This is a genomic window from Streptomyces sp. Da 82-17 (genome assembly GCF_046098215.1).
Taxonomy (GTDB): Bacteria; Actinomycetota; Actinomycetes; order Streptomycetales; family Streptomycetaceae; genus Streptomyces.
Genome location: NZ_JBJURH010000009.1, coordinates 167,982 through 190,383, shown reverse-complemented (window position 1 = coordinate 190,383; position 22,402 = coordinate 167,982). Strand labels below are relative to the sequence as shown.

Genomic DNA, 22,402 nt, shown 5'->3' with positions numbered 1-22,402 from the left:
TGCGGCGGGTCGTGTCCGTACGGGCCGATCCGGTGCGGCGGGCGGCCGGGTGCGGGCGGCGCTGCGCGGCCCGCGGATCGTCGGCGTGTCGACCAGGGTGGCCGGGCTCGTCGGCGTGGTCGCGCTGGTGGGACTGCTGCCGTGGCTGTCCGGGGAGGACCCGGCACGCCGGCTGCTGCGGGCCCGGTCGGCCGAACAGGCGCCCACCGCCGAGGCGTTGGCGGCGATCCGCGCCGACCTGGGCCTGGAGTCGGGGCCGTCGGGGCTGCTCGGGGCGTGGGCGTCCGGGGTGCTGCGGGGCGACCTCGGCGTGTCGTGGGTGTCCGGGACCGATGTGCTGCCGTCGGTGCTCGGCGGGTTGCAGGTGTCGCTCGGCCTGATGGCCGCGGCCCTCCTGGTGGCGCTGGCCGTGGCGGCCGTGCTCGTCCTGCCGGTGCTCGTGCGGGGGCGCGGCACGTCCGGCGGCGTGGCCGCGATGCTCGCCGCCGTGCCCGAATTCCTCCTCGCCACCCTGCTGTTGATCGTGGCGGGCGTGTGGCTGGGGCTGCTGCCGACGTCGGGCTGGGCCGGGCCCGCGCATTTGGTACTGCCCGCACTCGCGCTCGGCGTCCCCGCGGGCGGGCTGCTCGGGCGGCTCGTCGCGGACGCGCTGCCCGCGGTCCTCGACGAGCGCTGGGTCGAGCTGTGGCGCGGCGCGGGCGTGCGCCGGGCCCGGGTCGCGGCGGCGGCGCTACGACGCGTACTGCCGCCGCTGCTCCCGCAGTTCGGGATGGTCGCGGTCGGCCTGACCGGGGGTGCGGTGGCCGTCGAGACAGTGTTCGCGATCCCCGGGCTCGGCCGGACCGCGATCGGCGCGGCCAAGTCGCAGGACCTGCCGCTGCTCCAGGGCGCCGTGCTCGTGCTGCTCGCCCTCGGCCTGGCCGTCGGGGCGCTCGCGGCGTGGCTGCGGCGCGTCCTGCTCGGGCCTGGGCTGCGGGACGCGGGCCTGACACTGCCCGCGCCGCGCCCGGTGCGGGTGCCGGTCGCGGTGCCCGTGGTGCTCGCCGCGGTGCTGGTCGCGGTGATCGGCTGGGGGCTGCTGCGCGACCCGTACGCGGTGCACACGGCGGCGCGGCTCGCCGACCCGAGCCCGGCGCATCCGCTCGGCACGGACGCCCTCGGCCGCGACGTCCTCGCCCGGCTCGGACACGGCGCGGCGTCGACGGTCGGCACGGCCGCCGCGGTGTGTCTGGCCGGCGGGCTCCTCGGGCTCGCCCTCGGCTTCCTGCCGTCGCTCGCGGCCGGGCTCGCCGACATCGCGAACGCGCTGCCGCCGGTGATGGTCGGCGTTCTCGTCGCCGCCGCGCTCGGCCCCGGGCCCGGCGGCGCGGCGCTCGCCGTGGCGCTGGTGTCCTGGCCGCCGCTCGCCGCGCACGCCGCGGCGCTCGTGCAGGAGGTGCGGGCCGCCGCGTTCCTACGAGCCCAACGGGCCATCGGCGCGCCGCCGTTGTGGATCCTCACCCGACACGTGCTGCCGGCGGTGGCCGCGCCGGTCGCGCGGCACGCCGTGCTGCGGCTGCCCGGCGTGGCCCTCGCCCTCGCCTCCCTCGGCTTCCTCGGCCTCGGCGCGCAGCCGCCGTCGCCGGAGTGGGGCCTGCTGCTCGACGGCACCGCCGACTACGTGGAACGGGCCCCGGTCGCGGCCCTCGCCCCGGCGATCGCCCTCGCGCTGCTCGCGGCGCTCGCGGTGTCCCTGTCCGCGTACACCCGCCGCACGGACCTGACCAAGGAGCCCCACGTTGCCGCCTGAACCCACTGCCGCCGCAGCCCAGTTCACTCCTGAGCCGCAGGGCGGCCCATCCCCCTCCACGAGCGACCACCCGCCGAACGCGGTACGCGAAGCCGAGTCGGGCTCCGCCGTACGCGAGGACGGGTCGGGCTCCGCCGTACGCGAGGGGCGCGACGCGCGGGGTGCGGTGGGGGCCGTCGTGCGTGAGGGGCGCGACGCGCCGGGTGCGGTGGGGGCCGTCGTGCGTGAGGGGCGGCGCGGGGCGTCCGACGAGCGGGCGGTGCCCGCCGCCGATGAGCAGGGATTGCTCGCCGCACGTGAACGGCGCGGCACGCGGGCCGAGTCGACGCCCTCCGCCCACGCGAGGCACGACACGTCGGACGGCGAGCGCCTGTCGACCTCCGCGCGCGAGGAACGGCGCGACACGTCCGACAAGCAGGCGTTGTCCTCCGCCGACGAGCGAGCCTTGCCCGACGCGCACGAGGAGCGCAGCCTGTCGAACCACCAGCCGCTTCCCTCCGCCGACGCGAGCCGCAACCCTGCCGACGAGCAGCGGTCAACCTCCGTCCGCGACCAGCGCACCTCCGCCCGCGAGGAGCAGCAGCCCGCCGCCGCCGAGGATCGCGGCTCGTCCGACGAGCAGGCGTTGCCCGCCACACCCGAAGGGCGCGGCGGCCCCCGGGCCGAGTCGGCGCCCTCCGCCCACGAGAGGCTGTTGACCTCCGCGCACGAGGAACGGCGCGACACGTCCGACGGGCAGGCCTTGCCCTCCGGCGACGAGCGGGCGTTGCCCGACGCGCACGAGGGGCGCAGCCCGTCCGACGAGCAGGCGTTGCCCGCCACACCCGAAGGGCGCGGCCCCCGGGCCGAGTCGGCGCCCTCCGCCCACGAGAGAGGCGACACGTCGGACAGCGAGCGCCTGTTGGCCTCCGCGCGCAAATCGCGAAGCCCGGTCGACGGCCGGCCGTCCCCCGCCACCCGCGAGGCACACGGCACGCTCACCGAACCAGCTGCCTCCGCCCGCCCGGACCGGGAACCGTGCGCCGAAACAGCCCCCTCCCCCAGCCGAGACCGCGTCCCGCGTGCCGAGCCCCTGCTCGTCTCCCCCCGCCGGCGCGCCCCTTCCGCATCCGCATCCGAACCCCGCAACCCCCCGCTCCTCTCCGTCCGGGATCTGCGGATTCGGTTTCCCCGGGCCGGTGTCGAGGTCGTGCGGGGTGTGTCGTTCGATGTGCGGGGCGGGGAAGTGCTGGCTCTGGTCGGTGAGTCGGGGGCCGGGAAGTCGCTCACCGCGCGGGCGTTGCTCGGGATGGTGCCGGGCGGGGCCGAGGTGCACGGGGAGGTGCGGCTCGCGGGGGCGCCCGTCACGCCCGCCGACTGGGGTCGCCGGATCGCGCTCGTCCCGCAGGACGCGCTGTCCGCGCTGTCTCCCGTGCACCGCGTCGGCGACCAACTCGCCGCCGCCGTACGGTCGGTGACCGGCGTGTCCCGGCAGCGGGCGCGGGCCGAGGCCGCCGCTGCGCTCGACCGGGTGGGCGTGCCGGCGGCGCGGACGCGCGCGTACCCGCACGAGCTGTCCGGCGGCATGCGGCAGCGCGCCGTGATCGCGATGGCCGTGGTCAACTCCCCGGAGGTCGTCGTCGCCGACGAGCCGACCACCGCGCTCGACCCGGAGCGCCAGGAGCAGGTGCTCGCGCTCCTCGCCGAACAGCGCGAGGCCACCGGCGCGGCGCTGGTCCTCGTCACCCACGACCTGCCCGTCGTACGGCGACACGCGGACCGCGCGGCCGTGCTGTACGCGGGACGACTCGCCGAGTACGGGCCCGTCGACCTGGTCCTCGGCCGGCCCCGCGCCCCGTACACCGCCGGGCTGCTCGCCGCCGTGCCCGACCCGGGCGCGCCGCACCGGTCCCGGCTGCCCGCGCTGCCGGGCCGACCCGCCACGGCCGAAGAGGCCCTGCCGGGCTGTGCGTTCGCGCCGCGCTGCGCCCATGCCGTGGACCGCTGCCGGGCCGAGGTCCCGCCGCTGCGTGTCCTGCCCGACGGCCGGTCCGTCGCCTGCCACCTGGAGCTCGCATGAACACGCCACCCGCCCCGGCCCCGGCCCCGGCCCCGACGACACGACACGCCGATGCCGGTCCGGTGCCGCTGCTCGACGTGCGGGAGCTGGTCGTCCGGTACGGGCCGGTCACGGCCGTCGACCGGGTGTCGTTCACCGTCGCCGCCGGGGAGACAGTGGGCCTGTACGGGCCGTCCGGCTGCGGCAAGTCGTCGACCGCCGAGGCCGTGCTGCAGCTGCGGCGGCCGCAGGGCGGCGAGGTGTGGTTCGACGGCACGGAGCTGACCGCGCTCGGCGAGCGCCTGCTGCGGCCGCTGCGGCCCCGGTTCCAGCCGGTGTTCCAGGACCCGTACGGCTCGCTGAGCCCGCGCCGCCGCATCCGCGACCAGCTGGCGGAACCGCTGCGGGTGCAGGGCCACACGCGGGGCGGCGAGACGCGAGACGACACTCCGGGCGGTACGGCCGCACGGGACGGGCGGCACGGCGGCCGTACGACACGCCGGGCGGCGCGGGAACGGGTCGCGGAACTCCTCGACCTCGTCGGGCTCGACCCGTCCTGCGGGGAGCGGCTGCCGCACGAGCTGTCCGGCGGGCAGTGCCAACGCGCGGGTATCGCAAGGGCGTTGGCGTCGGAGCCGCGTCTGATCGTGCTGGACGAGCCGGTCTCCGCGCTCGACCCGTCCCTGCGCGCCGGGATCGTCAACCTCCTCCTCGACCTCCAGGACCGCCTCGGGCTCGGCTACCTGTTCATCTGCCACGACCCCGTTCTCGTACGGCATGTCTGCGACCGCGTCCTGACGATGCGGGAGGGGAGGCTGGTGGAAGGCGCGGGCCTGCCGGGTACGGAACCGGCGACCGTGTTCTGAACACACCCCCGGGGGGAAAGCGTGGACGGCTGGATCGGCCAGATCGCCGTAGCGGTGCTCGGCATCGGCGGCACGCTCGCCGCCGCACTGATCACCCAGCGCGGCGCCGACCGCGCCCGGGCCCGCGAGCTCGACCACACGCGGCGACTGCAGCAGGACGAACGCGAACACGCCGCGCGTCAGGCATGGTTGGAGACGCGCCGCGCCTGCTACGCCACGCTCAGTGCCGGCACGCGGGACCTGGCCAACGTCATGTCGGCGTTCCTGCATGCCGTGGAGCGGGGCGAGGTCACGGACGAGCTGCGGGCCGACCTTGACCGGGCGCGGCGCGACCACCGGATGCGACACGCCGAGGCGCAGATGGTCGCCCCGGACCCGGTGGCCGCGGCGGCGAGCACGGCGAACCGTCAACTGGGCGCGCTCTACGGCCTGTTGAAGCGCCTGGACGCGGGCACGCCCGAGCCGGAGGAGACCCTGGACTCGGCCCGCACGCACATGGCCACCCTCTGGGACGCACTCTGGGCCCTCCGCCGCCTCATGCGCACCGACCTCGGCATCGCGTCCTCCACTCCCCCGCCGGACGAGGCGCACCCCGACCGGCCCTGACGGGCGCGACCCCGCCGGAAATCGAGCGACCGGCGAGGGCCGCCGCCGCTACCTTCCCGGCATGCGCAGAGAAGCAGAGCCTCCCCTGGTCCGTGACGTGTTTCCCGAGCTGGTCGACGAGTTGACCCGGCTGCTCGACGAGGAGGGGGAACGCGACCTGTCCGTCGTCGTGCACGACATCCGTCTGTTCGGGCCCTGCGGTTGCGGTGACGACTTCTGTCAGAGCTTCCGCACCTCCGACCACCCTCCCGGCACGCCGTACGGGCCCCGGCACCGCTGTGTGCCGCTGCTGCCGGAGCGGGGGATGCTCAACCTCGACGTGGTGGCCGGGCGGATCGTGTACGTCGAGGTCATCGACCGTCCGCCGCTGCACGACCGGCGGACGACGTCGTGACCCGTCCGAGGTCGTACGACGTGCGGACCAGGGCGGGTGGGACTTCGTGCCGTGGCGGGGGTGGAGGCGGGGGTCGTAGCGTGCGGGTCCAAGTGCCCGGCTTTCAGAAGGAGTTCTCGTGATCGTGGTGACCGGTGGGACCGGGAATGTCGGGCGGGCGCTGACCGTGCGGCTCGCCGAGGCCGGGGAGGCGGTCCGGGCGGTGAGCCGGCGGCCCGAGAAGGCCGGGCTGCCCGAGAAGGCGGAGGTCGTACGGCCGGACGCGGACGACCTGTTCGCCGGCGCGTCGAAACTGTTCCTGCATCTGCAGGCCGTGCCCGGCGACGAACTGCCCGCTCTGCTCGGCCGGGCGGAGGCTGCGGGTGTACGGCATGTCGTCATGCTGTCGTCCGGGATCGTCGGCGCGCCGGGCGACGTGGACGAGTCGCACCCCATTCACGTCTGGCACGCGCAGGCCGAACAGGCCGTACGGGACAGCGGGTTGGCGTGGACGTTCCTGCGGCCCAACGCCTTCGCCGTCAACGCCCTGCAGTGGGCCGGGCAGATCCGCGCCGGCGACTCCGTGCGCGGGCCGTTCGCCGGGGCCCTGTCGGCGCCGATCCACGAGGACGACATCGCGGCGGTCGCCGAGCGCGCCCTGCTCGACCCGGGGCACGAGGGCGCCGCGCACCGCCTCACCGGCCCCGGCGCGACCAGCAACGCCGAGCAGGTGGCGGCGATCGGGCGGGCGCTCGGCCGGGAGCTGACGTTCGTCGAGGTGTCGGCGCGGGAGGCGGAGGAGACGCTGTTCCCCGGCATGCCGAGGGACATGGTGCGTGCCGTGCTCAAGTCGACGGCGGAGCACGGGTTCGCGCCGCCGGAGGTCACGGACACCGTCGAGCGCGTCACCGGCCGCCCGGCGCGCGCGTTCGCCGAGTGGGCCGAGGACCACCGCGCGGACTTCGGCGGCTGACCCGGCCCCGACGGCGCACGGCTCACTCCACGTTCGTCAGCACGAACCCGCTGCGCGGCAGCGTCGGCATTCTGCGCAGCGGGATCCGGAGGTCCTGCGGCGGCACGTCGTGGTCGAGGCGGGCCAGGCACGGCAGGAGCGTGGCGAGGACGGCGACGGTGATGTCCTCGCCGGGGCAGCGGTGCCCGGCGGCGGCCTCGCCGCCGCCCTGCGGGACGAGCTCGTCGCGGGCGGGCTCGCGGCCGGTGAACCGCTCGGGCTCGAACTCGTAGGGGGATTCCCAGAGTTGGGGGTCGTGGTTCTGCCCGTACAGGTCGAGCAGGACCATCGCGCCCTCCGGGATCCGCTCGCCCTGATACTCCAGGGTGCGCGGCGCGAGACCGGCGACGAACGGCGCGAAGGGGTAGAAGCGGCGCACCTCGTGGGCGAAGGAGCGGGCGTACCCGTCGCGGTCGGCGCCGAGGCGTTCGCGCAGCTCGGGGTGCCGGTGCAGGGCGTGCGCGCCGAACACGGCGTACCAGGCGATGGCGACGGTCGGCCGGATGACGTTCAGGATCTCGACGGCCGCCGTGCGCGGGTCGAGCGGTGTGCCGTCGGCGTCGCGGTGTGCGGCGACCGCGCGGACGACCTGGTGGGCGGAGCCCGCGGCGGCGTCCGCCTCGTCGGGCTCGGCGAGGGCCCTGCGGCGCACCTCGTCGACCAGTGCGGCGAGGCGTTCCTCCTGGCGGCTGCGGGCCCGCCGCGCCCGCCAGTGCCGTGGCCCGGCGGTGGCGAAGCCGTCGACCATGGCGACCAGGTCCCGCGCCAACTCCCGTACGTCCCGCTCGGGTTGGTCGGCGAGCGGGGCGCCCGCCCAGGTGCACACGGCGCGGGTGAGGAGCAGCGCCACCTCGTCGAAGAGCCGGACCTGGGTGCGGGCGCGCCACTCTCCGAGCGCGCGCTCCCACTCGACGGACACGTGCTCGGTGAGGTCCTGCACGGCGGCGCGTTCCTTGAGCATGCCGACGAAGAGCTCCTTGCGGGTGCGGTGCTCCTCGCCGTCGAGGGTGTGCACGGCGCCCTTGCCGAAGAGGGTGCTCAGGACGGGCTCGGGGAGCGCGGCGCGGCGGCGCACATGGTCCTCGTCGTAGAAGAACCGCACCGCCTCCGGGCCGCGCAGGGCGATCGCGGGTTTGCCGAGCAGCCGGGTGCGTACGGGCCCGGGCCCCTTGCGACGGGTGAGGTCGGGGAGCCAGGCGTAGCCCTGGCTGAGGAGGGCGAGCGACGCGTCGAACATGGGGGACCTTTCGCGGGCCTGTCGGGCGGGGCGTCAGGGCAGGGGTGTGCCGCCGGTCGCGTTCATGATCTCGGCGGTGATGTAACTGGCGTGCTGCGAGGCGAGGAACACGTACGCGGGCGCCATCTCGGCGGGTTGCGCCGGCCGTCCCAGGGGTGACTGCTTGCCGAACTCGGTCGTGTCCGGGAGGGTCGCCGGGATCAGCGGCGTCCACACCGGGCCCGGCGCCACCGCGTTCACCCGGATCCCGTCGTCGGCCAGCATGCGCGCGAGGCCCTGCGTGAACGTGACGATGGCGCCCTTGGTCATCGCGTAGTCGAGGAGCTGCGGACTGGGTTTGTACGCCTGCACGGACGTGGTGTTGATGATGGAGCCGCCGGGCGGGATGTGCGGCACCGCGGCGCGGCAGAGCCAGAACATGGCGTACAGGTTGGTGCGGACGACGCGGTCGAACTGCTCGGTGGTGATCGCGGTGATGCCGTCGGGCTGGGCCATCTGGTGGGCGGCGTTGTTGATGAGCACGTCGATGCGGCCGAACTCGGCGACGGCCCGGTCGACGACCTCGCGGCACCGGTCCTCGTCCCGGATGTCGCAGGCCACGGGCACGGCGAGGCGGCCCGCGGCGGCCACCAACCGGGCGGTCTCGCGGGCCTCTTCGGCCTCTTCCGGCAGGTGGGTGAAGAGGACGTCGGCGCCCTCGCGGGCGTACGCGACGGCCACGGCCCGGCCGATCCCGGAGTCCCCGCCGGTGAGCACGGTCCTGCGGTCGTGCAGCAGTCCGCTGCCGCGGTACGAGTCCTCGCCGTGGTCGGGCCGCGGGTCCATCGGCCCGGTCCAGCCGGGCGGCTCCTGGTCCTGCGCGGGGAAGTCGGGGCGCGGGTACCGCGTGGTCGGGTCCTGCGTGGTCGGGTCCTGCGGTTCGGGTGGGGGCTGTCCGGTGGAGTGGGTCATCGCCTGAACTCTCGTCGGCGTCGGTCGGCCTCGGCCGGCGCTTCCCCGGGCGTACGGGGGCGCCGCCGCGTCCCTCCACCGTAGGCAGGACCGGCCGGGTCCGCGCCTGCGCGGCGTCCGCCCCACCGGGCCATGTGTACCCCCGTACATGGCTCTGACCTGCGGTTTCGGTGCGCGTTTGCTGCGCGGGACGCAGAAGCGCACAGTGGGATGCGAGGCCGGGACGGCAGGTCCGGCGCGTCTCCGCCACGGGCGGGCGCCGGCCGGTTCGACGGCCCTGCGAGGGGTACGCCGCCCTGCGAGGGGTACTCGGCGTACCCGGCACACATCACGTACGACCCGTCCGGAGGAGTGCCACATGCCCGCAGGCTCGAGTGCGAAGCGCGAGCGGCAGTACGAGCACGTGAAGGAGAGCGCCAAGCAGCGCGGGGAGTCGGAGAAGCGGGCCAAGGAGATCGCCGCCCGCACCGTCAACAAGGAACGCGCCCGTTCCGGCGAGTCGCGCACGGCGAGCCGGACGTCGACGCAGGACCCCAAGTCCGCCTCCGAACGCGGCGGCGAGCGCTCGCACTCCGGTGCGCAGGGGCCGACCAAGGGCCAGCTGTACGCCGAGGCGCAGAAGAAGAACATCGAGGGCCGCTCCTCGATGAACAAGCAGGAACTCCGCCGCGCACTGGGGCGTTGACCCCCGCCGTACTCGGGGGCGCTCCCCGCCGTACCGCGCGCGTGGCACGACGTAGGAAAGACAGGGAGTCGGAAGCACGATGGGTGACCAGATGGACGTCGTCCGGGCGAAGCTCGCCCGGATCAAGGCGGCGAAGAAGCACACCGACGGCGCCGCGCTGGGCCGCGAAGAGCTGAAGGAGGAGGGCCGCCGGGAAGGCGAGGCCGCACGCCGCGCCGAGGCGGCGGCGAAGGCCGCACGGGCCGCCCGCAAGGAGGGCAGGCACCGCCACTGAGGCCGTCTCCTGAAGTCCCGCGACCGCGAAGGGAGTTGGCTGCCATGTCCGCCGACCAGGACCCCGCGCAGACCCCGGCCCGCGAGCCCGGTGCCGTGCCGCACGACCCGCAGGACCAGCAGGCCGGCCCGGACGAGGGCACGGGCGGCGAGGACCACTGGGACGTCACGGCGCCCGAGAGCGCCCCGGACGAGGAGGGCTCCGAGTCGTCGCCGGAGGACGTGCCGGACACGGACGAGGCGGGCACGGCCCGCAGGGGCGAGGAGCGGACCGGCGAGGAGGAGGCCGACCAGGGCGGGCCCACGGAGCGGCCCGAGCCGCAGGAGCCGTCCGGCTGACGGTCCGGCCGACGGGCACGCTCACGGCTCCGGCGGCCGACCGCCGCACGCCGTGCGCTCCGCGTGCTCCAGCCAGCGCAGATACCAATCGGCGTACGACACAAGGGAGTTGGGGTCGTCGCCGCTCCGGGTGAAGCGGACGGGGACGACGCCGTGGCCGACGGCGCGCACGTCGTCCCACATGGTGCCGCGCGCCTCGCCGGTGAGGGCGAGCAGCGTGTAGTAGCCGCAGCCCTGCTCGCTGACGCAGAGGGTGCCGTCGCTGAGGTTGTCGGACAGTTCGTCCCAGCGCCGGCCCCAGTCGGCGTACGCCTGCCGGAACCGCTCCTGCTCCTCCGCCGGCCAGTCGTCGTACCCGTGCGCGACGGGCTCCGACTCCTCGTGTTCCGTGAGCTCTCGAGTGGCCTCGGGCCGGAAGATGCGGGAGGCGCGGAACGCGTCGTCGTCGAGTCGCCCGACGGGCAGGACGCCGTAGTCGGGCCCGGCCCCGCCCGCGCCGACCCGGAGCAGGAACGTGCGGTACTCGTCCGGCAGACGCACCCCCAACTGCCGTTCGATCTCGGCGACTTGGGCCTCGTCGAGGACGGGCAGCAGCTCGAAGCCGTGGCCGAAGCTGCCGAACTCCGCGCCGAACACGTCCTGCCGGTGCGGCGCCGTGCGCAGCGCGAGGACGCGTTCCCGTACGCCCGTCCAGATGTCGTGCACGACCGCGCTCACCTCCGCCGCTCCCCTGTTCCGGTAGCAACTTACCCGCGCCCCTTCGCGTTTCGGCCACTCCGGTGGCTGCCCTGTGCCGCTCCAGTGCGGCGATCACGCGTTCGAGTCCTTGGCGTTGCGGGGCTCGTACGCGACCGGAATCGAGCGCGTTCGAATCCGGGGCGGCGTCGTTGAGCCGGGCAGTGCCGGACCATCCAGGTGCGGCACGCGACCCAGGAGCTGCCCGTGACCTCGACCCGCACCACGACCGACGACTCCGCCGAGGACCCCGCCCGCACCCCCTCCGACCACGCTGCCGACGGCGTGCCCCGACCGGACCGCACCCCGCCGCCGCCCGCCCCCGCGACCATCGAGTTCCAGGCCAGGCACGCGAAGAATCCGCTGGTCGGCGCCTCGTTCGGGGCGATGTGCCGGCGCCTTCCCGCCGTGCTCGCGCACACCGCCCGGATGGCCTGGGCCGTCGACCGTGCGGGTGTCGTGCTGCTGCTCGCCTGCCAGATCCTCACCGGCGCGGCGGCCGCCGTGGTCCTCGCCTGCACCGCCCGCGCCATGACGCATCTGCTGGGCGCGGGCGCCGTCGCCGAACGTCTGCACGCCGCGCTGCCCGCCCTGGTCGTCGTGGCCGCCGCCGCGGCCGCGGGCCGGATCAGCAGCGCCCTGTCCTCGTACGCCAACGGCCGTATCACGCCGCTGCTGACCACGGAGGCGGACATCGCGCTCGTCGACGCGGTCTGCCGGGTGGAGTCGTCGGCGTACGGCGAGGACGGGTTCGCCGACCGGCAGGAGGCCGCGGAGGTCGGCATCACCCGCACCCGCCTGATGGTGCAGGACGCGCAGCGGTTCCTGGCCGCGCTCGTCCGGATGGCCGCCGCGAGCAGTGTGATCACCGCGTTGCACTGGCTGATGCTGCCGCTGCTGCTCCTCGCGGTGCTGCCCGCGGGTGTCGGCGCGGTGCTCTCGGCGCGGGTGGACTACGAGACGCACTACCTCAACGTCGGCGACCGCAACGTCCGTTCGATGATGCGCTGGTGGGCGACGGCCTCCCAGTTCGGCGACGAGGTGCGCGCCAACGGCATGACCGGCTACCTCGCGTACTGGTACCGCGCGCTGTCCACCCGTATCGACCGGCGCACCCTCGCCGCCGCCCCGCGGATGCTCCGGATCACGCTCGCGACCAGCGCGCTCGGCGGGGTGTTCCTGCTCGGCACGTGGGCGGCGCTCGCCTGGCTGGCGTCGACGGGCCGGGTCGCGCTGCCCGTGGCCGCGACGGCGGTGGTCGCGGTGCAGACGACGCTCGCCGCGCTCGGCCAGTTCGTGATCCACGGCGCCGCCATGTTCCACACCTCGCTGTATCTCGCGGACATGCGGGCCTTCCTGGAGCTGGCGCAGGAGCGCGCGCCGCAGCGGGGCACGGCGACCATCCCGGAGCGGGTCGACGAGATCCGGCTCGACGAGGTCGTCTACCAGTACCCGGGCAAGGACGAGCCGGCCGTCGCCGGGGTGTCGCTGACGCTGCGCCGGGGCGAGATCCTCGCGATCGTCGGCGAGAACGGCTCGGGCAAGTCCACCCTGGCCAAGCTGCTCACCGGCATCCTGCTGCCCGACAAGGGCCGGGTGACCTGGGACGGCACCGACCTGGCCGACGCGTCCGCCGACGCGGTGTGGCGGCGGACCGCGCTCGTCCCGCAGATCTTCGCCCGCTGGCCGCTGCGGGTGCGGGAGAACGTGACGCTCGGCCAGCCGAAGACGTACGACGACGGCCTGGTGTGGGAGACGGTCGACGCGGTCGGCATGCGCGAGCCCGTCGAGCGGCTCCCGCAGGGGCTCGACACGCTGCTCGCGAAGGAGCTGTGGGGCGGCGCCGAGCTGTCCGGCGGGCAGTGGCAGCGCCTGGCCTGCGCCCGCGCCTTGTACCGCCGTACGCCGCTGCTGATCCTGGACGAGCCGACCTCGCAGATGGACCCGCGCGGCGAGCACCGGATCTTTCTGCAGATCAAGCGGATCGCCGCGGAGCGCGCCACGGTCGTCGTCACGCACCAGCTGGAGAACACCCGCCTCGCGGACCGGGTGGTGATGATGCAGGACGGCCGCATCACCGAGCAGGGCACGTACGAGGAACTGGTCGCGGCGGGCGGCGTGTTCGCGGAACTGGTCGCGCTGGCCAAGGACAGGTGAGGTCGGACGCCACCCTCAACTGCCCGGCTGTGCCCGCCCGTTGACGATCCGGGACGCCAACCCTCCGGCCAGCACGGCGATCGACGCCACGAGGAGCAGCGCGAAGAGGACGACGGCCGGGTTGACCCAGACGGGCACGAGGTCGTAGTCGGCGTTGCACGCGTTGCGGAGCGGGAACCACCGGCTCATCTCGTCGGCGTGCAGCGCGCGGTACCCGGCGTCGAAGTGCTGTTGCCGCGCGATGCACGCCTCGCTCACGTCGAGGGCGCCGGAGAGCGCGCCGACCAGCCAGGAGACGGCCAGGCCGAGGAGGGAGACCGGCGCCGTGGCCGCGGCGAACAGCAGTCGGGCCCGGCGCGTCCGCCCTGCCTTCAGGGCGGACGTGCCGCGCCGTGCGGCGGCCATGACGAGGGTGCCGGCGCCGACGAGCACGGCCGCGACGGCCGCGAAGAGCTGCCCGAACGCGAGCACGACGAAGCCGCCCATCAGCGCCAACCCGCCCATGTAGAGCAGGCGCTCAACCTTGGGCGGGCCGCTCGGGTCCGGCATCGGCGCTCCTTCGTACGGGCGGGCGTGTCGCCCCCATAATGGCCGACCATGACGAGAACCGACCGGGTCAGCCGCTGGATCGACGCGCCTCGCGAGGCCGTGTACGACGCGCTCGTGGACCGTGCCGCCCTGGAGCGGTGGCTGCCGCCGCAGGGCATGCGGGGCCGCGTCGAGCGCTGGGACCCGCGGCCGGGCGGCGGTTTCCGGATGGAGCTCACGTACCTGGACGCGAGCGGCGGCCCCGGCAAGACGTCCGACGCGACGGACGTGACCGACGTGGCGTTCGTCGACCTCGTACGGCCCGAACGCGTCGTGCAGCGCGTGGAGTTCGAGGCCGAGGACCCGGCGTACGCGGGCACGATGACGATGACGTGGGAGTGCGCGGCCGTGCGCGGCGGCACGGAGGTGATCGTCACGGCGACGGACGTGCCGCCGGGGATCGGCCGCGCGGACCACGAGACGGGCATCGCCTCGTCCCTGGCCCAACTCGCCGCGTACGCGGAGCGGTTGCCCCCGCCCGGATCCTAGAACTCGATGTCGTCCCACTGGTCGAGGAGGGCCTCCTCCGAGTCCGTGCCCGTGTGCGGGGACGCGTTGTGCAGGGACTGCTCGGTCCAGATGACCTTGCCGCGGCTGGTGTAGCGCGTGCCCCAGCGCTGCGCGAAGCGGGCGACGAGGAACAGGCCGCGCCCGCCCTCGTCGGTGCTCTTGGCCCGGCGCAGGTGCGGGGAGGTGCTGGAGCCGTCGGCGACCTCGCAGATCAGGCTGTTGCGGTCGTGCAGAAGGCGCAGCCGAATCGGTTCGGCGCCGTAGCGGATGGCGTTGGTGACGAGTTCGCTGACGACCAGTTCGGTGGCGAACGCGGCCTCGTCCAGACCCCAGTCGGCGAGCCTGCGGGTCACGTCGGCGCGGACGCCGGACACGGCGGCGGGGTCGGCGGGCACGTCCCACTCGGCGACCCGGTCCGGGGCGAGGCGGCGGGTGCGGGCGACGAGCAGCGCGACGTCGTCGCCGGGCCGGTCCGGCAGAACGGCGTCGAGGACGGCCCGGCAGGCCTCGTCGGGGCTGAGGCCGCCGGTCTCGGCGAGGGCGGACCGCAGCAGGTCGAGGCCGACGTCCAGGTCCCGGTGCCGGTCCTCGACGAGGCCGTCGGTGTAGAGGGCGAGGGTGCTGCCCTCGGGGAGTTCGAGCTCGACGGTCTCGACGGGCAGCCCGGCGCCGAGCCCGAGCGGCGGCGACACGGGTACGTCGGGGAACTCGGCGGTGCCGTCCGGGTGGACGAGGACGGGTCCCGGGTGGCCGGCGCGGGCGAGGGTGCAGCGTCCGGTGACCGGGTCGTAGATCGCGTACAGGCAGGTGGCGCCGGTGATCATGCCTTCGCCCGCGGCCTCGGGGTCGGCCTCGTCGGCGTCGATGCGGGCGACCAACTCGTCGAGGTGGCCGATGAGTTCGTCGGGGGCGCGGTCGAGGGCGGAGAAGTTGTGCACGGCGGTACGGAGGCGGCCCATGGTGGCGGCGGCGTGCAGCCCGTGGCCGACCACATCGCCCACGACGAGGGCGACGCGGGCGCCGGGCAGCGGGATCACGTCGAACCAGTCGCCGCCCACCCCGGCCTCGGCGGGCAGATAGCGGTGCGCGACGTCGAGCGCGGACTGCTCGGGCAGGGCCCGCGGCAGGAGGCTGCGCTGCAGGGTGACGGCGACGTTGTGCTCGCGGGCGTACCGGCGGGCGTTGTCGACGGCCACGGCGGCGCGGGCGGAGAGCTCCTCGGCGAACGACACGTCGTCGGCGGTGAACGGCTCCTGCTCGGAGCGCCAGAAGTTGGCGGAGCCGAGGACGACGCCGCGGGCGCGCAGCGGTACGGAGATCAGGGAGCGGATGCCGTTCTCCAGGGCCCGCTTCGCCCCCTCCGGGTCCTGGGCGCGCCACCCCTCGGACGCGGCGAGGTCGGCGGCGAGCTGGCCGTGGCCGGTCGCGAGCCCCTCGGTCATGGGGCTGCCCGCGACGAAGCGGATGGACGCGCCGGCCGGGTGCAGGGCGGGTTCGTCGCGGACGCCGCGCACGGCGAGGCGGTGCATCACGACGTGGGTGGCGGTGGCGGGGTCGACCTCGTCGGGTTCGTCGCCGCGGGTCACGGCGTCGAGGAGCTCGACGGTCGCGAAGTCCGCGAACCGGGGCACGGCGGCCTCGGTCAACTCCTCGGCGGTACGGGCCACATCGAGGGTGGTGCCGATGCCGACCCCGGCGTCGTAGAGGAGTTGGAGGCGTTCGCGGGCGCGTTCGGCGCGGCCCGCGAGGGAGCTGAGCTCGGTGGAGTCGCGGAGGGTGGCGACGCTGCCGGCGGGGCCGCCGTGCCGGTCGACGGGCCGGACGTTGACGGCGAGGAGCCGGTCGCCGACGCGGTGCACGGCGTCGGTGACGGCCTCGCCGGAGGCGAGCAGCTCGGCCGCGGCGGGGTCGAGGCCGAGGTCGGCGACGCGGCGGCGTTCGGCGTCGGCGGGGAGGTCGAGGAGGCGGCGGGCCTCGTCGTTGGCGAGGAGCAGCCGGCCGTCGGCGCCGACGATCAGGACGCCCTCGCGCACGGAGTGCAGCACCGCGTCGTGGTGCTCGTACATGCGGGTCATCTCGATCGGGCCGAGGCCGTGCGTCTGGTGCCGCAGGCGGCGGCTGACCAGGGCGGCGCCCGCCGCGGCGACGAGGAGGGCGCCGCCGGCGGTGCCGAAGAGCACCGGCAGCTGCCCGGCCGTGTCCCGGTTGACGTGCTTGACGGTGACGGAGGTCGACACGATCCCGGCGACCGTCCCGTCGTCCCGGAACACCGGCACCACCGACTGCACGACGTCCGACTCGCCGCCCGGCAGGATCGGTCCTTCGGCGCTCTCGACGGTGGTGCGGCCCTTCAGGGACGGCTCGATGGTGCCGACGAACCGTTTGCCGATCTGTTCGGGGTCGGGGTGTGTGTAGCGGATGCCCCGGGTGTCGGTCACGACGACCGCGTCGAGGCCGGAGCGTTTCCGGGCGGCCTCGGCGCGGGGCTGCAGGGCGGCGGTCGGGTCGGGGCCGTCGAGCGCCTCCGCGAGGCCCGGGCCGTTGGCGAAGGCCTCGCCGGAGACGAGGACCTCGTCGCGGGCCTGCTCGGCCGCCTGGTTGCGCACCTGGACGAGCAGGACGACCAGGGTGGCGACGACCAGGATCACCACGACCGCGAGCTGCAGCAGGAACACCTGGCTCGCGACGCTCCGCGCGTTCAGCAGGGCCCGGCCGCGCCGCCCCGCCGGCCGCCGTGGCGCCTCCTGCCGCGCCTGTGCCCCGGCCTCCGGACGCGACCTCCGGCGTGCGGATCCGTGCATACCCATGTGTCCCAGTCTTCCCGACCCCGCTGACGAGTGGGGCCCGAGCGTACGCGCCGCCCGGCCCCGTGCCGACCGCGCCCGCCGCGCTCCGCACCGCCGCAGTATGCCGCCCCGGCGCCGGAGCGTCGGCGGTCAGGGTGGTGACCGTACGTCAGGCCGAGGTGCGGGGGAAGCGGCGGACGGGCGGGGGCGGCGGGCCGCGGGGCGGTACTCGACGAGGACGAGGGCGAGCTCGACGTACCGCTCGGCGAGGTCGTCGACGCTCTCCTCGCCGCTCTCGCGGTACCACTGGGCCACGGCGTTGCACATCGCGATGACGCCGCGGCGGGCGTCCTCGGGGTGCGGGGTGCGGAAGATGCCCTGGTCGACGCCGGCCTCGATGATCTCCTTGAACATCCGGGTGCCGTCGAACTGCCTGCGCCGGAACTCCTCCAGCTGCTCCTCGGAGAGGCTGCGCCACTCGGTGAGCGTCAGGTTGCTCTCCAGGCGGTACTCGGCGCGGTAGCGCACGGTGGCCCGGACCACCGCGGCGAGCTGCTCGCCCGGGTCGTCGCCGGCCTGCTCCGACTCCGCGCGGCAGGAGTCGAAGTAGGCCTGGCCGCTGCCGTTGACCAGGGCGTGCAGGAGGTCCTGCTTGCCGGTGTAGTAGTGGTACATCGCGGAGAGGCTGACCCCCGCGCGGCGGGCGATGTGCCGGATGGACACGGCGGCGTAGCCGCGCTCGCCGAACTCCTGCCGGGCGGCGTCCAGGATGGCTTCCTTGCCGGTCCCCCGCCCGCCGCGCTCCCCTTCGCCTGGCACCGGCGCCCCCCCTCGTACGACGTGTGGGGCCCGGATCCTACCGGAGCGGCCAGAACGACCGTTCTGTCAGCGGGCGTACGGCCACGGGGCGGGACCCGCCGCCCCCGCGCGTTCCGGCCGGAGCGGGGCCGGCCCCTCTGCCCGTGGTGACGCCTAGCCGTGCGGGCGCCAGCCCCTCTGCCTCGTGGTGACGCCTACCTCGCGGGCGCCAGCTCCTCGGCGTGGTCCGCCGCCCACTCCGCGAGGCTCCGCCCCGGGCGGCCGAGGACCCGCTGCACGTCCGGTTCGACGCGCGGCGGCTCCTCCGCGTACTCGGCCTGGTAGCCGAGCAGGTACTCGGCGATGTCGGCCGGGATCCCGCCCCGGATGTACGCGGCCCGCGCCTGCCCGTACGTCAGCGGCTCGAAGCGCAGCTCACGCCCGAGGCCCTCGCCGACGGCCGCCGCCTGCTCGCGCTGCGTCAGCGCCTCGGGCCCGCTGACCGAGTACGCCCGCCCCGCGTGCCCGTCCTCCAGGAGCGCGGCGACGGCCACGTCCGCGATGTCGGCCTCGTGCACGGGCACGCCGACGGCGTCCGGGAAGGCGCTGCGCACCGTCGACTCGGCGCGGATCGACTCGCCCCACACGGCCAGTTTGTTCCCGGCGAACTCCCCGGGCCGTACGTGCGTCCACTCCAACTCGGCGGCCTCCACGGCCTGTTCGGCCGCCAGCAGGCTCTCGTAGCTGCCGGGTCGGCGGACCGCGACGGCGCTGCTGGTGAGCGTGACCATCCGGTGCGCGCCGCCGCGCACCGCCCGCGCCACGAACGCCTCGGCCTGCTCGGCCGCCGACGCCGGGTCGAGCCCGCCGGCCAGGAAGTACGCCCCCTCCACCCCGTCGAGCGCGCCGCCCGGCTCGGCGAAGCTGCCCGCCACCACCTCGACGCCCTCGGGAAGTCGCGCTGCGGACGGGGCGCGGGTGAGCGCCCGCACCTTGCGGCCGGCGTCGAGCAGCCGGTCGACCACGATGCGTCCGACCGTTCCCGTCGCCCCCGTGACCAGGATCGTCATGCCTCTGCCCCTTCGGTTTCGCGACGCCGAACTCCTCGGCGTGGCGCAGAGGTTAAGCACCTCCGAGCGGTCCGCGCACATGGCCCTGTGTCTCTTTTGGCGGCCGTAGGATGCGGCTCATGGAGGCGCTCGCGAACCGGCTGGTACCGGACGAACTGTGGGCCGTGGCCGAGCCCCTCATGCCGGCGCCGCGCCCCCGCACGCAGGGCGGCGGCAGGTCGGCGGCGGACCGCCGCGAGGTCCTGGTCGCGGTGGTGTACGTACTGACGAGCGGCTGCGCGTGGCAGAACCTGCCGCCCGCCTTCGGCGTCAAGGTCCCCACCGCCCACCGCTGGTTCAGCCGCTGCACCCGGGCGGACTTCTGGCGTGCGCTCCGCGAGGCCACCGCCGACGACCCGGCTCTCGCGCCCTGGACGAGCGCGCTCCACGACTGCGCGGCACGACGGGTGTACGCCTGAGCGTCGGGCGCGAAATTCACCAAGTGAGACATGGCTACGGCGGCCACTTTCTGCTGCTTTGCCCGCCTTCACCGCCTCCCCTTCCGGCACTTTTGTTAATGACAGTCGTTTTCATATAGCGTGCACCTCGCCAAGCACCCATCCCTCCCCGAGGAGCACCCATGGCCGTTCCCAAGCGGAAGATGTCCCGCAGCAACACCCGCCACCGCCGCGCCCAGTGGAAGGCGACGACCGCACAGCTCGTCCCGGTCACCGTCGACGGCGTCACGCACCTCGTCCCGCAGCGCCTGGTCAAGGCGTACGAGCGCGGGCTCATCCGGCTCGAGGGCTGACCCCCGTGACACCTGTGACCTCCGAGGCGCCCGTGACACCCGAGGCACCCGTGACCCCCGAGGTGCCGCTGCCCGTCACCGTCCTGTCCGGGTTCCTCGGCGCCGGGAAGACCACGCTGCTCAACCATGTCCTGGCCAACCGTGAGGGCCTGCGCGTGGCCGTCGTCGTCAACGACATGAGCGAGGTCAACATCGACGCCTCCCTCGTGCGCGGCGGCGAGGCGGCGCTCTCCCGGACCGAGGAACGCCTGGTCGAGCTGACCAACGGCTGCATCTGCTGCACTCTGCGGGACGACCTGCTCGACGAGGTCGCGCGCCTCGCCCGCGAGGGCCGCTTCGACCATCTGCTGATCGAGTCGAGCGGCATCTCGGAGCCCATGCCGGTGGCCGCGACCTTCGCGTTCGAGCGGGACGACGGCGCGTCGCTCGGGGGCCTGGCGCGGCTCGACACGATGGTGACGGTGGTCGACGCGGCGAACTTCCTGCCCGAACTGGCAGGCGGCGACGAGCTGTCGGAGCGCGAACTCGCCCCGTACGAGGACGACGAGCGCACCGTCAGCGACCTGCTCATGGACCAGGTCGAGTTCGCGGACGTCCTCGTCCTCAACAAACTCGACCTCGTCGACGACACCGCCGCCGACCGGCTGCGCGCCACCCTGGCCAGGCTGAACCCCGCCGCGCGGATCGTCACCGCCGTACAGGGCCGCGTACCGCTCCAAGAGGTCGTCGGCACGCGCCTGTTCGACCTGGACCGGGCGCAGCAGGCGCCGGGCTGGGTCAAGGAGCTCAACGGCGACCACGTCCCGGAGACCGAGGAGTACGGCATCTCCTCCACCGTCTTCCGCTCCCCACTCCTCTTCCACCCCGGGAAGTTGTGGAAGTTCGTGACGGAGGAGCTGGAGAGCGGTGCGTACGGGGACGTGCTGCGCTCGAAGGGCTTCTTCACGCTCGCCGGCCGTGCGCACGTGACCGGGCTCTGGTCGCAGGCCGGGTCGGTGGCCCGCTTCGAGCCGTCGGCGGCACGCGACGCGGTCGAGGGCGGTACGGACGACGGCGGCACGGGCACCGGGCCCGGTCTCGCGCAGGAACTCGTGTTCATCGGCACGGAGTTGAAGGCCGAGGCCCTCACGGACGCGCTCACCGCGTGCCTGGCGCGGGACGATGAGCCCATCGGGCCGGACGACGACCCGTTCCCCGCGTGGGACACGTACGGGATCGACGAGACCTGCGCACACGAGCACGAGCAAGCGCACGCGCACGCCTGAGGGGGACGTCTGCGGCGCGGCTCAGCGGTGGCCGCCCGCCGCCCGGCGCTTCATCCTCCGCATCCGCCGCCGCAGCACCCGCACCGCACCGAAGTCCGGGCGGCCGGAGGTGATGCGGGCGGGCTGCGGGACGAGGGGCATGAGGTAGCGGGTGTGGTCGCTCTCCAGGAGGCAGAGCGGCGGCCGGTTCAGGCCTTCCACCGGGGCCAGCAGGATACGCATCGGCCGGGGCGGGTCCTGCGGCAGCTCGGCGTCGAGCACGCAGGTCTCCCGGCCCAGCGCGGGACGGTACGCGACGACCTTCCCGTCCACGAGCACCTCGACCGCGCCGTGCGGGCCGGTCACCTGCACGGTGACGGAATGGCCGGCCTGATCGATATGGAAGCGATGCCCCCTGGCCATGACGTGCCTCCCGCCTCTCCGAGGCTCTGCCTCCAGCGTAGGCGCGTCCGCTCCCCCCGCACCCTCCAGGCGGCCCACCGCCGTCCGCCCCTCACTGCCGGTGACCGGCTGGGTGCTCGGTGCGCGGGCTTCGACAGGACTTGGGGGGGGACGGCGGGCAGCGAGCACGGGAGGCCAGCGACACGACACCGGCGCCCCCTCGAACACCCGCATCTTCCGGGCAGCACACCCGCCGGATCGGGGCGACCGCACCCCCGACAACCCCGGGGTCCCGCACACCGCGCGCTCCCGGGCGGCCGTGCACCGGCTGGTCGGGGGACACACAAACGGGAAGTCCGGGCAACGCGCCCGGCGGTGCCCTACCGCGGCCGACGGCCCAGAGGCGCGACTCCGGCGCACCCGGCGGCCGCGCACCCGAGGGCCCCGGGGGGCGCACACCCCGCGCTTCCGGCGGACGTACACCTGGCGGTTCGGGGGGTGGCACACCGAGAGGTCCGGACGACCGTGCAGCCGGCACCCCCGGCCCACATGCCCCGAGGTTCCGAACACTCGCGCGCCCGACGGTGCGGGGCCGCGTGCTCGACGAATTCAGGCGGCCGTGCGCCCCACAGGCCGATTCCGCACACCCTGCGCTTCCGGGGGCTTGTGCACCCGGCGGCTCGGGGCGCCTCGCACCGAGAGGCCAGGGCGGCCGACCGCACAACCTGGCAGCCCCCGGCCACACCCCACAAGGTCCGGACGGTCGCGCGTCCGACGGTCCGGGACCGCGAATCCGGCGCTTCTGGAGGCCTCACGTCTGACGGCCCGAGCCTGCACACCCGGTGCTACCCGGGTGCCGTACACCCGGTGGTTCCATGTGGCCGTTCACCTGGCAGGCTCGGGCAGGGCTGTGCGCCCGAGATTCCGGGCCATCGGGCAGTCGGCACTCCGGGGGCACGCGACCGGCAGCCCCCCGCCACACCCCGAGGTTTCGGACGATCGCGTGCCCGGCGCTTCTGGGGAACTGCACGCCCTACGCGGGTCGGTCGCCTCACACGCTTACCGCTCCCCCATGCGCCAGCGCGGATCGCCGTCCAGGAGGCCGGTCCCCTACGAGCGGTCGCGGCAAGCCCGGCGCCGGAACCGCTGCCCC

At 74.9% G+C, this 22,402-nt stretch carries 22 protein-coding genes; 14 read left to right on the top strand and 8 right to left on the bottom strand.

The genetic code is table 11. The features are described 5' to 3' along the window. The first annotated feature begins 76 nt into the window (after positions 1-76). The 6 genes from ACIDOF_RS17990 to ACIDOF_RS17965 all read left to right on the top strand — a co-directional run bounded on the left by ACIDOF_RS17990 (position 77) and on the right by ACIDOF_RS17965 (position 6,645). A complete protein-coding gene (locus ACIDOF_RS17990; RefSeq protein ID WP_409007068.1) occupies positions 77-1,789 on the top strand; it encodes an ABC transporter permease subunit in 1,713 nt (570 codons plus the stop codon). Then, on the top strand, positions 1,779-3,848 hold the full coding sequence (locus ACIDOF_RS17985) for an oligopeptide/dipeptide ABC transporter ATP-binding protein (protein ID WP_409006905.1): 2,070 nt from the start codon (positions 1,779-1,781) through the stop codon (positions 3,846-3,848). The genes ACIDOF_RS17990 and ACIDOF_RS17985 overlap by 11 nt, the downstream gene beginning before the upstream one ends. Next, entirely contained in the window at positions 3,845-4,693 is an 849-nt protein-coding gene (locus ACIDOF_RS17980) for an ATP-binding cassette domain-containing protein (protein ID WP_409006904.1), read from the top strand. The genes ACIDOF_RS17985 and ACIDOF_RS17980 overlap by 4 nt, the downstream gene beginning before the upstream one ends. A gap of 21 nt (positions 4,694-4,714) precedes the next feature. Further along, on the top strand, positions 4,715-5,299 hold the full coding sequence (locus ACIDOF_RS17975) for a hypothetical protein (protein ID WP_409006903.1): 585 nt from the start codon (positions 4,715-4,717) through the stop codon (positions 5,297-5,299). Between the two features lie 61 nt (positions 5,300-5,360). Continuing rightward, positions 5,361-5,693 (top strand): hypothetical protein, encoded by a 333-nt coding sequence (locus ACIDOF_RS17970; protein WP_409006902.1) that lies wholly within the window; start codon positions 5,361-5,363, stop codon positions 5,691-5,693. Between the two features lie 118 nt (positions 5,694-5,811). Continuing rightward, complete coding sequence (locus ACIDOF_RS17965; protein ID WP_409006901.1) at positions 5,812-6,645, top strand: NAD(P)H-binding protein; 834 nt, start codon at positions 5,812-5,814, stop codon at positions 6,643-6,645. Positions 6,646-6,667: 22 nt separating this feature from the next. On the opposite strand, the gene ACIDOF_RS17960 is transcribed toward ACIDOF_RS17965, so the two are convergent. After that, complete coding sequence (locus tag ACIDOF_RS17960; RefSeq protein WP_409006900.1) at positions 6,668-7,921, bottom strand: cytochrome P450; 1,254 nt, start codon at positions 7,919-7,921, stop codon at positions 6,668-6,670. Positions 7,922-7,954: 33 nt separating this feature from the next. After that, complete coding sequence (locus tag ACIDOF_RS17955; RefSeq protein WP_409006899.1) at positions 7,955-8,872, bottom strand: SDR family oxidoreductase; 918 nt, start codon at positions 8,870-8,872, stop codon at positions 7,955-7,957. A gap of 358 nt (positions 8,873-9,230) precedes the next feature. Here ACIDOF_RS17955 and ACIDOF_RS17950 point away from each other — a divergent pair, with 358 nt between their 5' ends. From ACIDOF_RS17950 to ACIDOF_RS17940, 3 genes are all read left to right on the top strand, one after another. Continuing rightward, on the top strand, positions 9,231-9,557 hold the full coding sequence (locus tag ACIDOF_RS17950; protein ID WP_409006898.1) for a plasmid stabilization protein: 327 nt from the start codon (positions 9,231-9,233) through the stop codon (positions 9,555-9,557). 79 nt (positions 9,558-9,636) lie between these two features. Continuing rightward, positions 9,637-9,831 carry a hypothetical protein gene (locus ACIDOF_RS17945; RefSeq protein ID WP_409006897.1) on the top strand — a complete coding sequence of 65 codons (195 nt, stop codon included), beginning with the start codon at positions 9,637-9,639 and terminating at the stop codon, positions 9,829-9,831. A gap of 44 nt (positions 9,832-9,875) precedes the next feature. Next, positions 9,876-10,169 carry a hypothetical protein gene (locus ACIDOF_RS17940; protein WP_409006896.1) on the top strand — a complete coding sequence of 98 codons (294 nt, stop codon included), beginning with the start codon at positions 9,876-9,878 and terminating at the stop codon, positions 10,167-10,169. A 21-nt stretch (positions 10,170-10,190) separates the two neighbouring features. Here ACIDOF_RS17940 and ACIDOF_RS17935 read toward each other — a convergent pair whose 3' ends face one another. Further along, positions 10,191-10,886, bottom strand: coding sequence for an SMI1/KNR4 family protein (locus ACIDOF_RS17935; protein WP_409006895.1), 696 nt, complete (start codon positions 10,884-10,886; stop codon positions 10,191-10,193). A gap of 405 nt (positions 10,887-11,291) precedes the next feature. On the opposite strand from ACIDOF_RS17935, the gene ACIDOF_RS17930 reads away from it, so the two are divergent. Next, positions 11,292-13,061, top strand: a complete 1,770-nt coding sequence (locus ACIDOF_RS17930; RefSeq protein WP_409007067.1) for an ATP-binding cassette domain-containing protein — start codon at positions 11,292-11,294, stop codon at positions 13,059-13,061. Positions 13,062-13,076: 15 nt separating this feature from the next. Here the strand turns inward: ACIDOF_RS17930 and ACIDOF_RS17925 are convergent, their stop codons facing one another. Next, positions 13,077-13,610: a hypothetical protein gene (locus tag ACIDOF_RS17925; RefSeq protein ID WP_409006894.1), complete on the bottom strand. Its 534-nt coding sequence runs from the start codon at positions 13,608-13,610 to the stop codon at positions 13,077-13,079. 48 nt (positions 13,611-13,658) lie between these two features. Between ACIDOF_RS17925 and ACIDOF_RS17920 the strand changes: the two genes are divergently transcribed. Next, entirely contained in the window at positions 13,659-14,138 is a 480-nt protein-coding gene (locus ACIDOF_RS17920; RefSeq protein WP_409006893.1) for an SRPBCC family protein, read from the top strand. On the opposite strand, the gene ACIDOF_RS17915 is transcribed toward ACIDOF_RS17920, so the two are convergent. The 3 genes from ACIDOF_RS17915 to ACIDOF_RS17905 all read right to left on the bottom strand — a co-directional run bounded on the left by ACIDOF_RS17915 (position 14,135) and on the right by ACIDOF_RS17905 (position 18,813). Further along, the gene (locus ACIDOF_RS17915; RefSeq protein ID WP_409006892.1) at positions 14,135-16,966 is read right to left on the bottom strand and encodes a SpoIIE family protein phosphatase; all 2,832 of its coding nucleotides are present in this window, start codon (positions 16,964-16,966) and stop codon (positions 14,135-14,137) included. The two genes, ACIDOF_RS17920 and ACIDOF_RS17915, sit on opposite strands and share 4 nt — an antisense overlap. A gap of 129 nt (positions 16,967-17,095) precedes the next feature. Beyond that, positions 17,096-17,764 (bottom strand): TetR/AcrR family transcriptional regulator, encoded by a 669-nt coding sequence (locus tag ACIDOF_RS17910; RefSeq protein ID WP_409006891.1) that lies wholly within the window; start codon positions 17,762-17,764, stop codon positions 17,096-17,098. Between the two features lie 194 nt (positions 17,765-17,958). Next, a complete protein-coding gene (locus ACIDOF_RS17905; RefSeq protein ID WP_409006890.1) occupies positions 17,959-18,813 on the bottom strand; it encodes an NAD(P)H-binding protein in 855 nt (284 codons plus the stop codon). Between the two features lie 119 nt (positions 18,814-18,932). On the opposite strand from ACIDOF_RS17905, the gene ACIDOF_RS17900 reads away from it, so the two are divergent. The 3 genes from ACIDOF_RS17900 to ACIDOF_RS17890 all read left to right on the top strand — a co-directional run bounded on the left by ACIDOF_RS17900 (position 18,933) and on the right by ACIDOF_RS17890 (position 20,868). Continuing rightward, positions 18,933-19,271, top strand: a complete 339-nt coding sequence (locus ACIDOF_RS17900) for a transposase (RefSeq protein ID WP_409006889.1) — start codon at positions 18,933-18,935, stop codon at positions 19,269-19,271. 161 nt (positions 19,272-19,432) lie between these two features. Then, positions 19,433-19,603 carry a 50S ribosomal protein L32 gene (gene rpmF / locus ACIDOF_RS17895; RefSeq protein WP_409006888.1) on the top strand — a complete coding sequence of 57 codons (171 nt, stop codon included), beginning with the start codon at positions 19,433-19,435 and terminating at the stop codon, positions 19,601-19,603. Between the two features lie 14 nt (positions 19,604-19,617). Next, on the top strand, positions 19,618-20,868 hold the full coding sequence (locus ACIDOF_RS17890) for a GTP-binding protein (protein WP_409007066.1): 1,251 nt from the start codon (positions 19,618-19,620) through the stop codon (positions 20,866-20,868). A 21-nt stretch (positions 20,869-20,889) separates the two neighbouring features. On the opposite strand, the gene ACIDOF_RS17885 is transcribed toward ACIDOF_RS17890, so the two are convergent. Beyond that, the gene (locus ACIDOF_RS17885) at positions 20,890-21,270 is read right to left on the bottom strand and encodes a hypothetical protein (RefSeq protein WP_409006887.1); all 381 of its coding nucleotides are present in this window, start codon (positions 21,268-21,270) and stop codon (positions 20,890-20,892) included. Positions 21,271-22,402 lie beyond the last annotated feature (1,132 nt).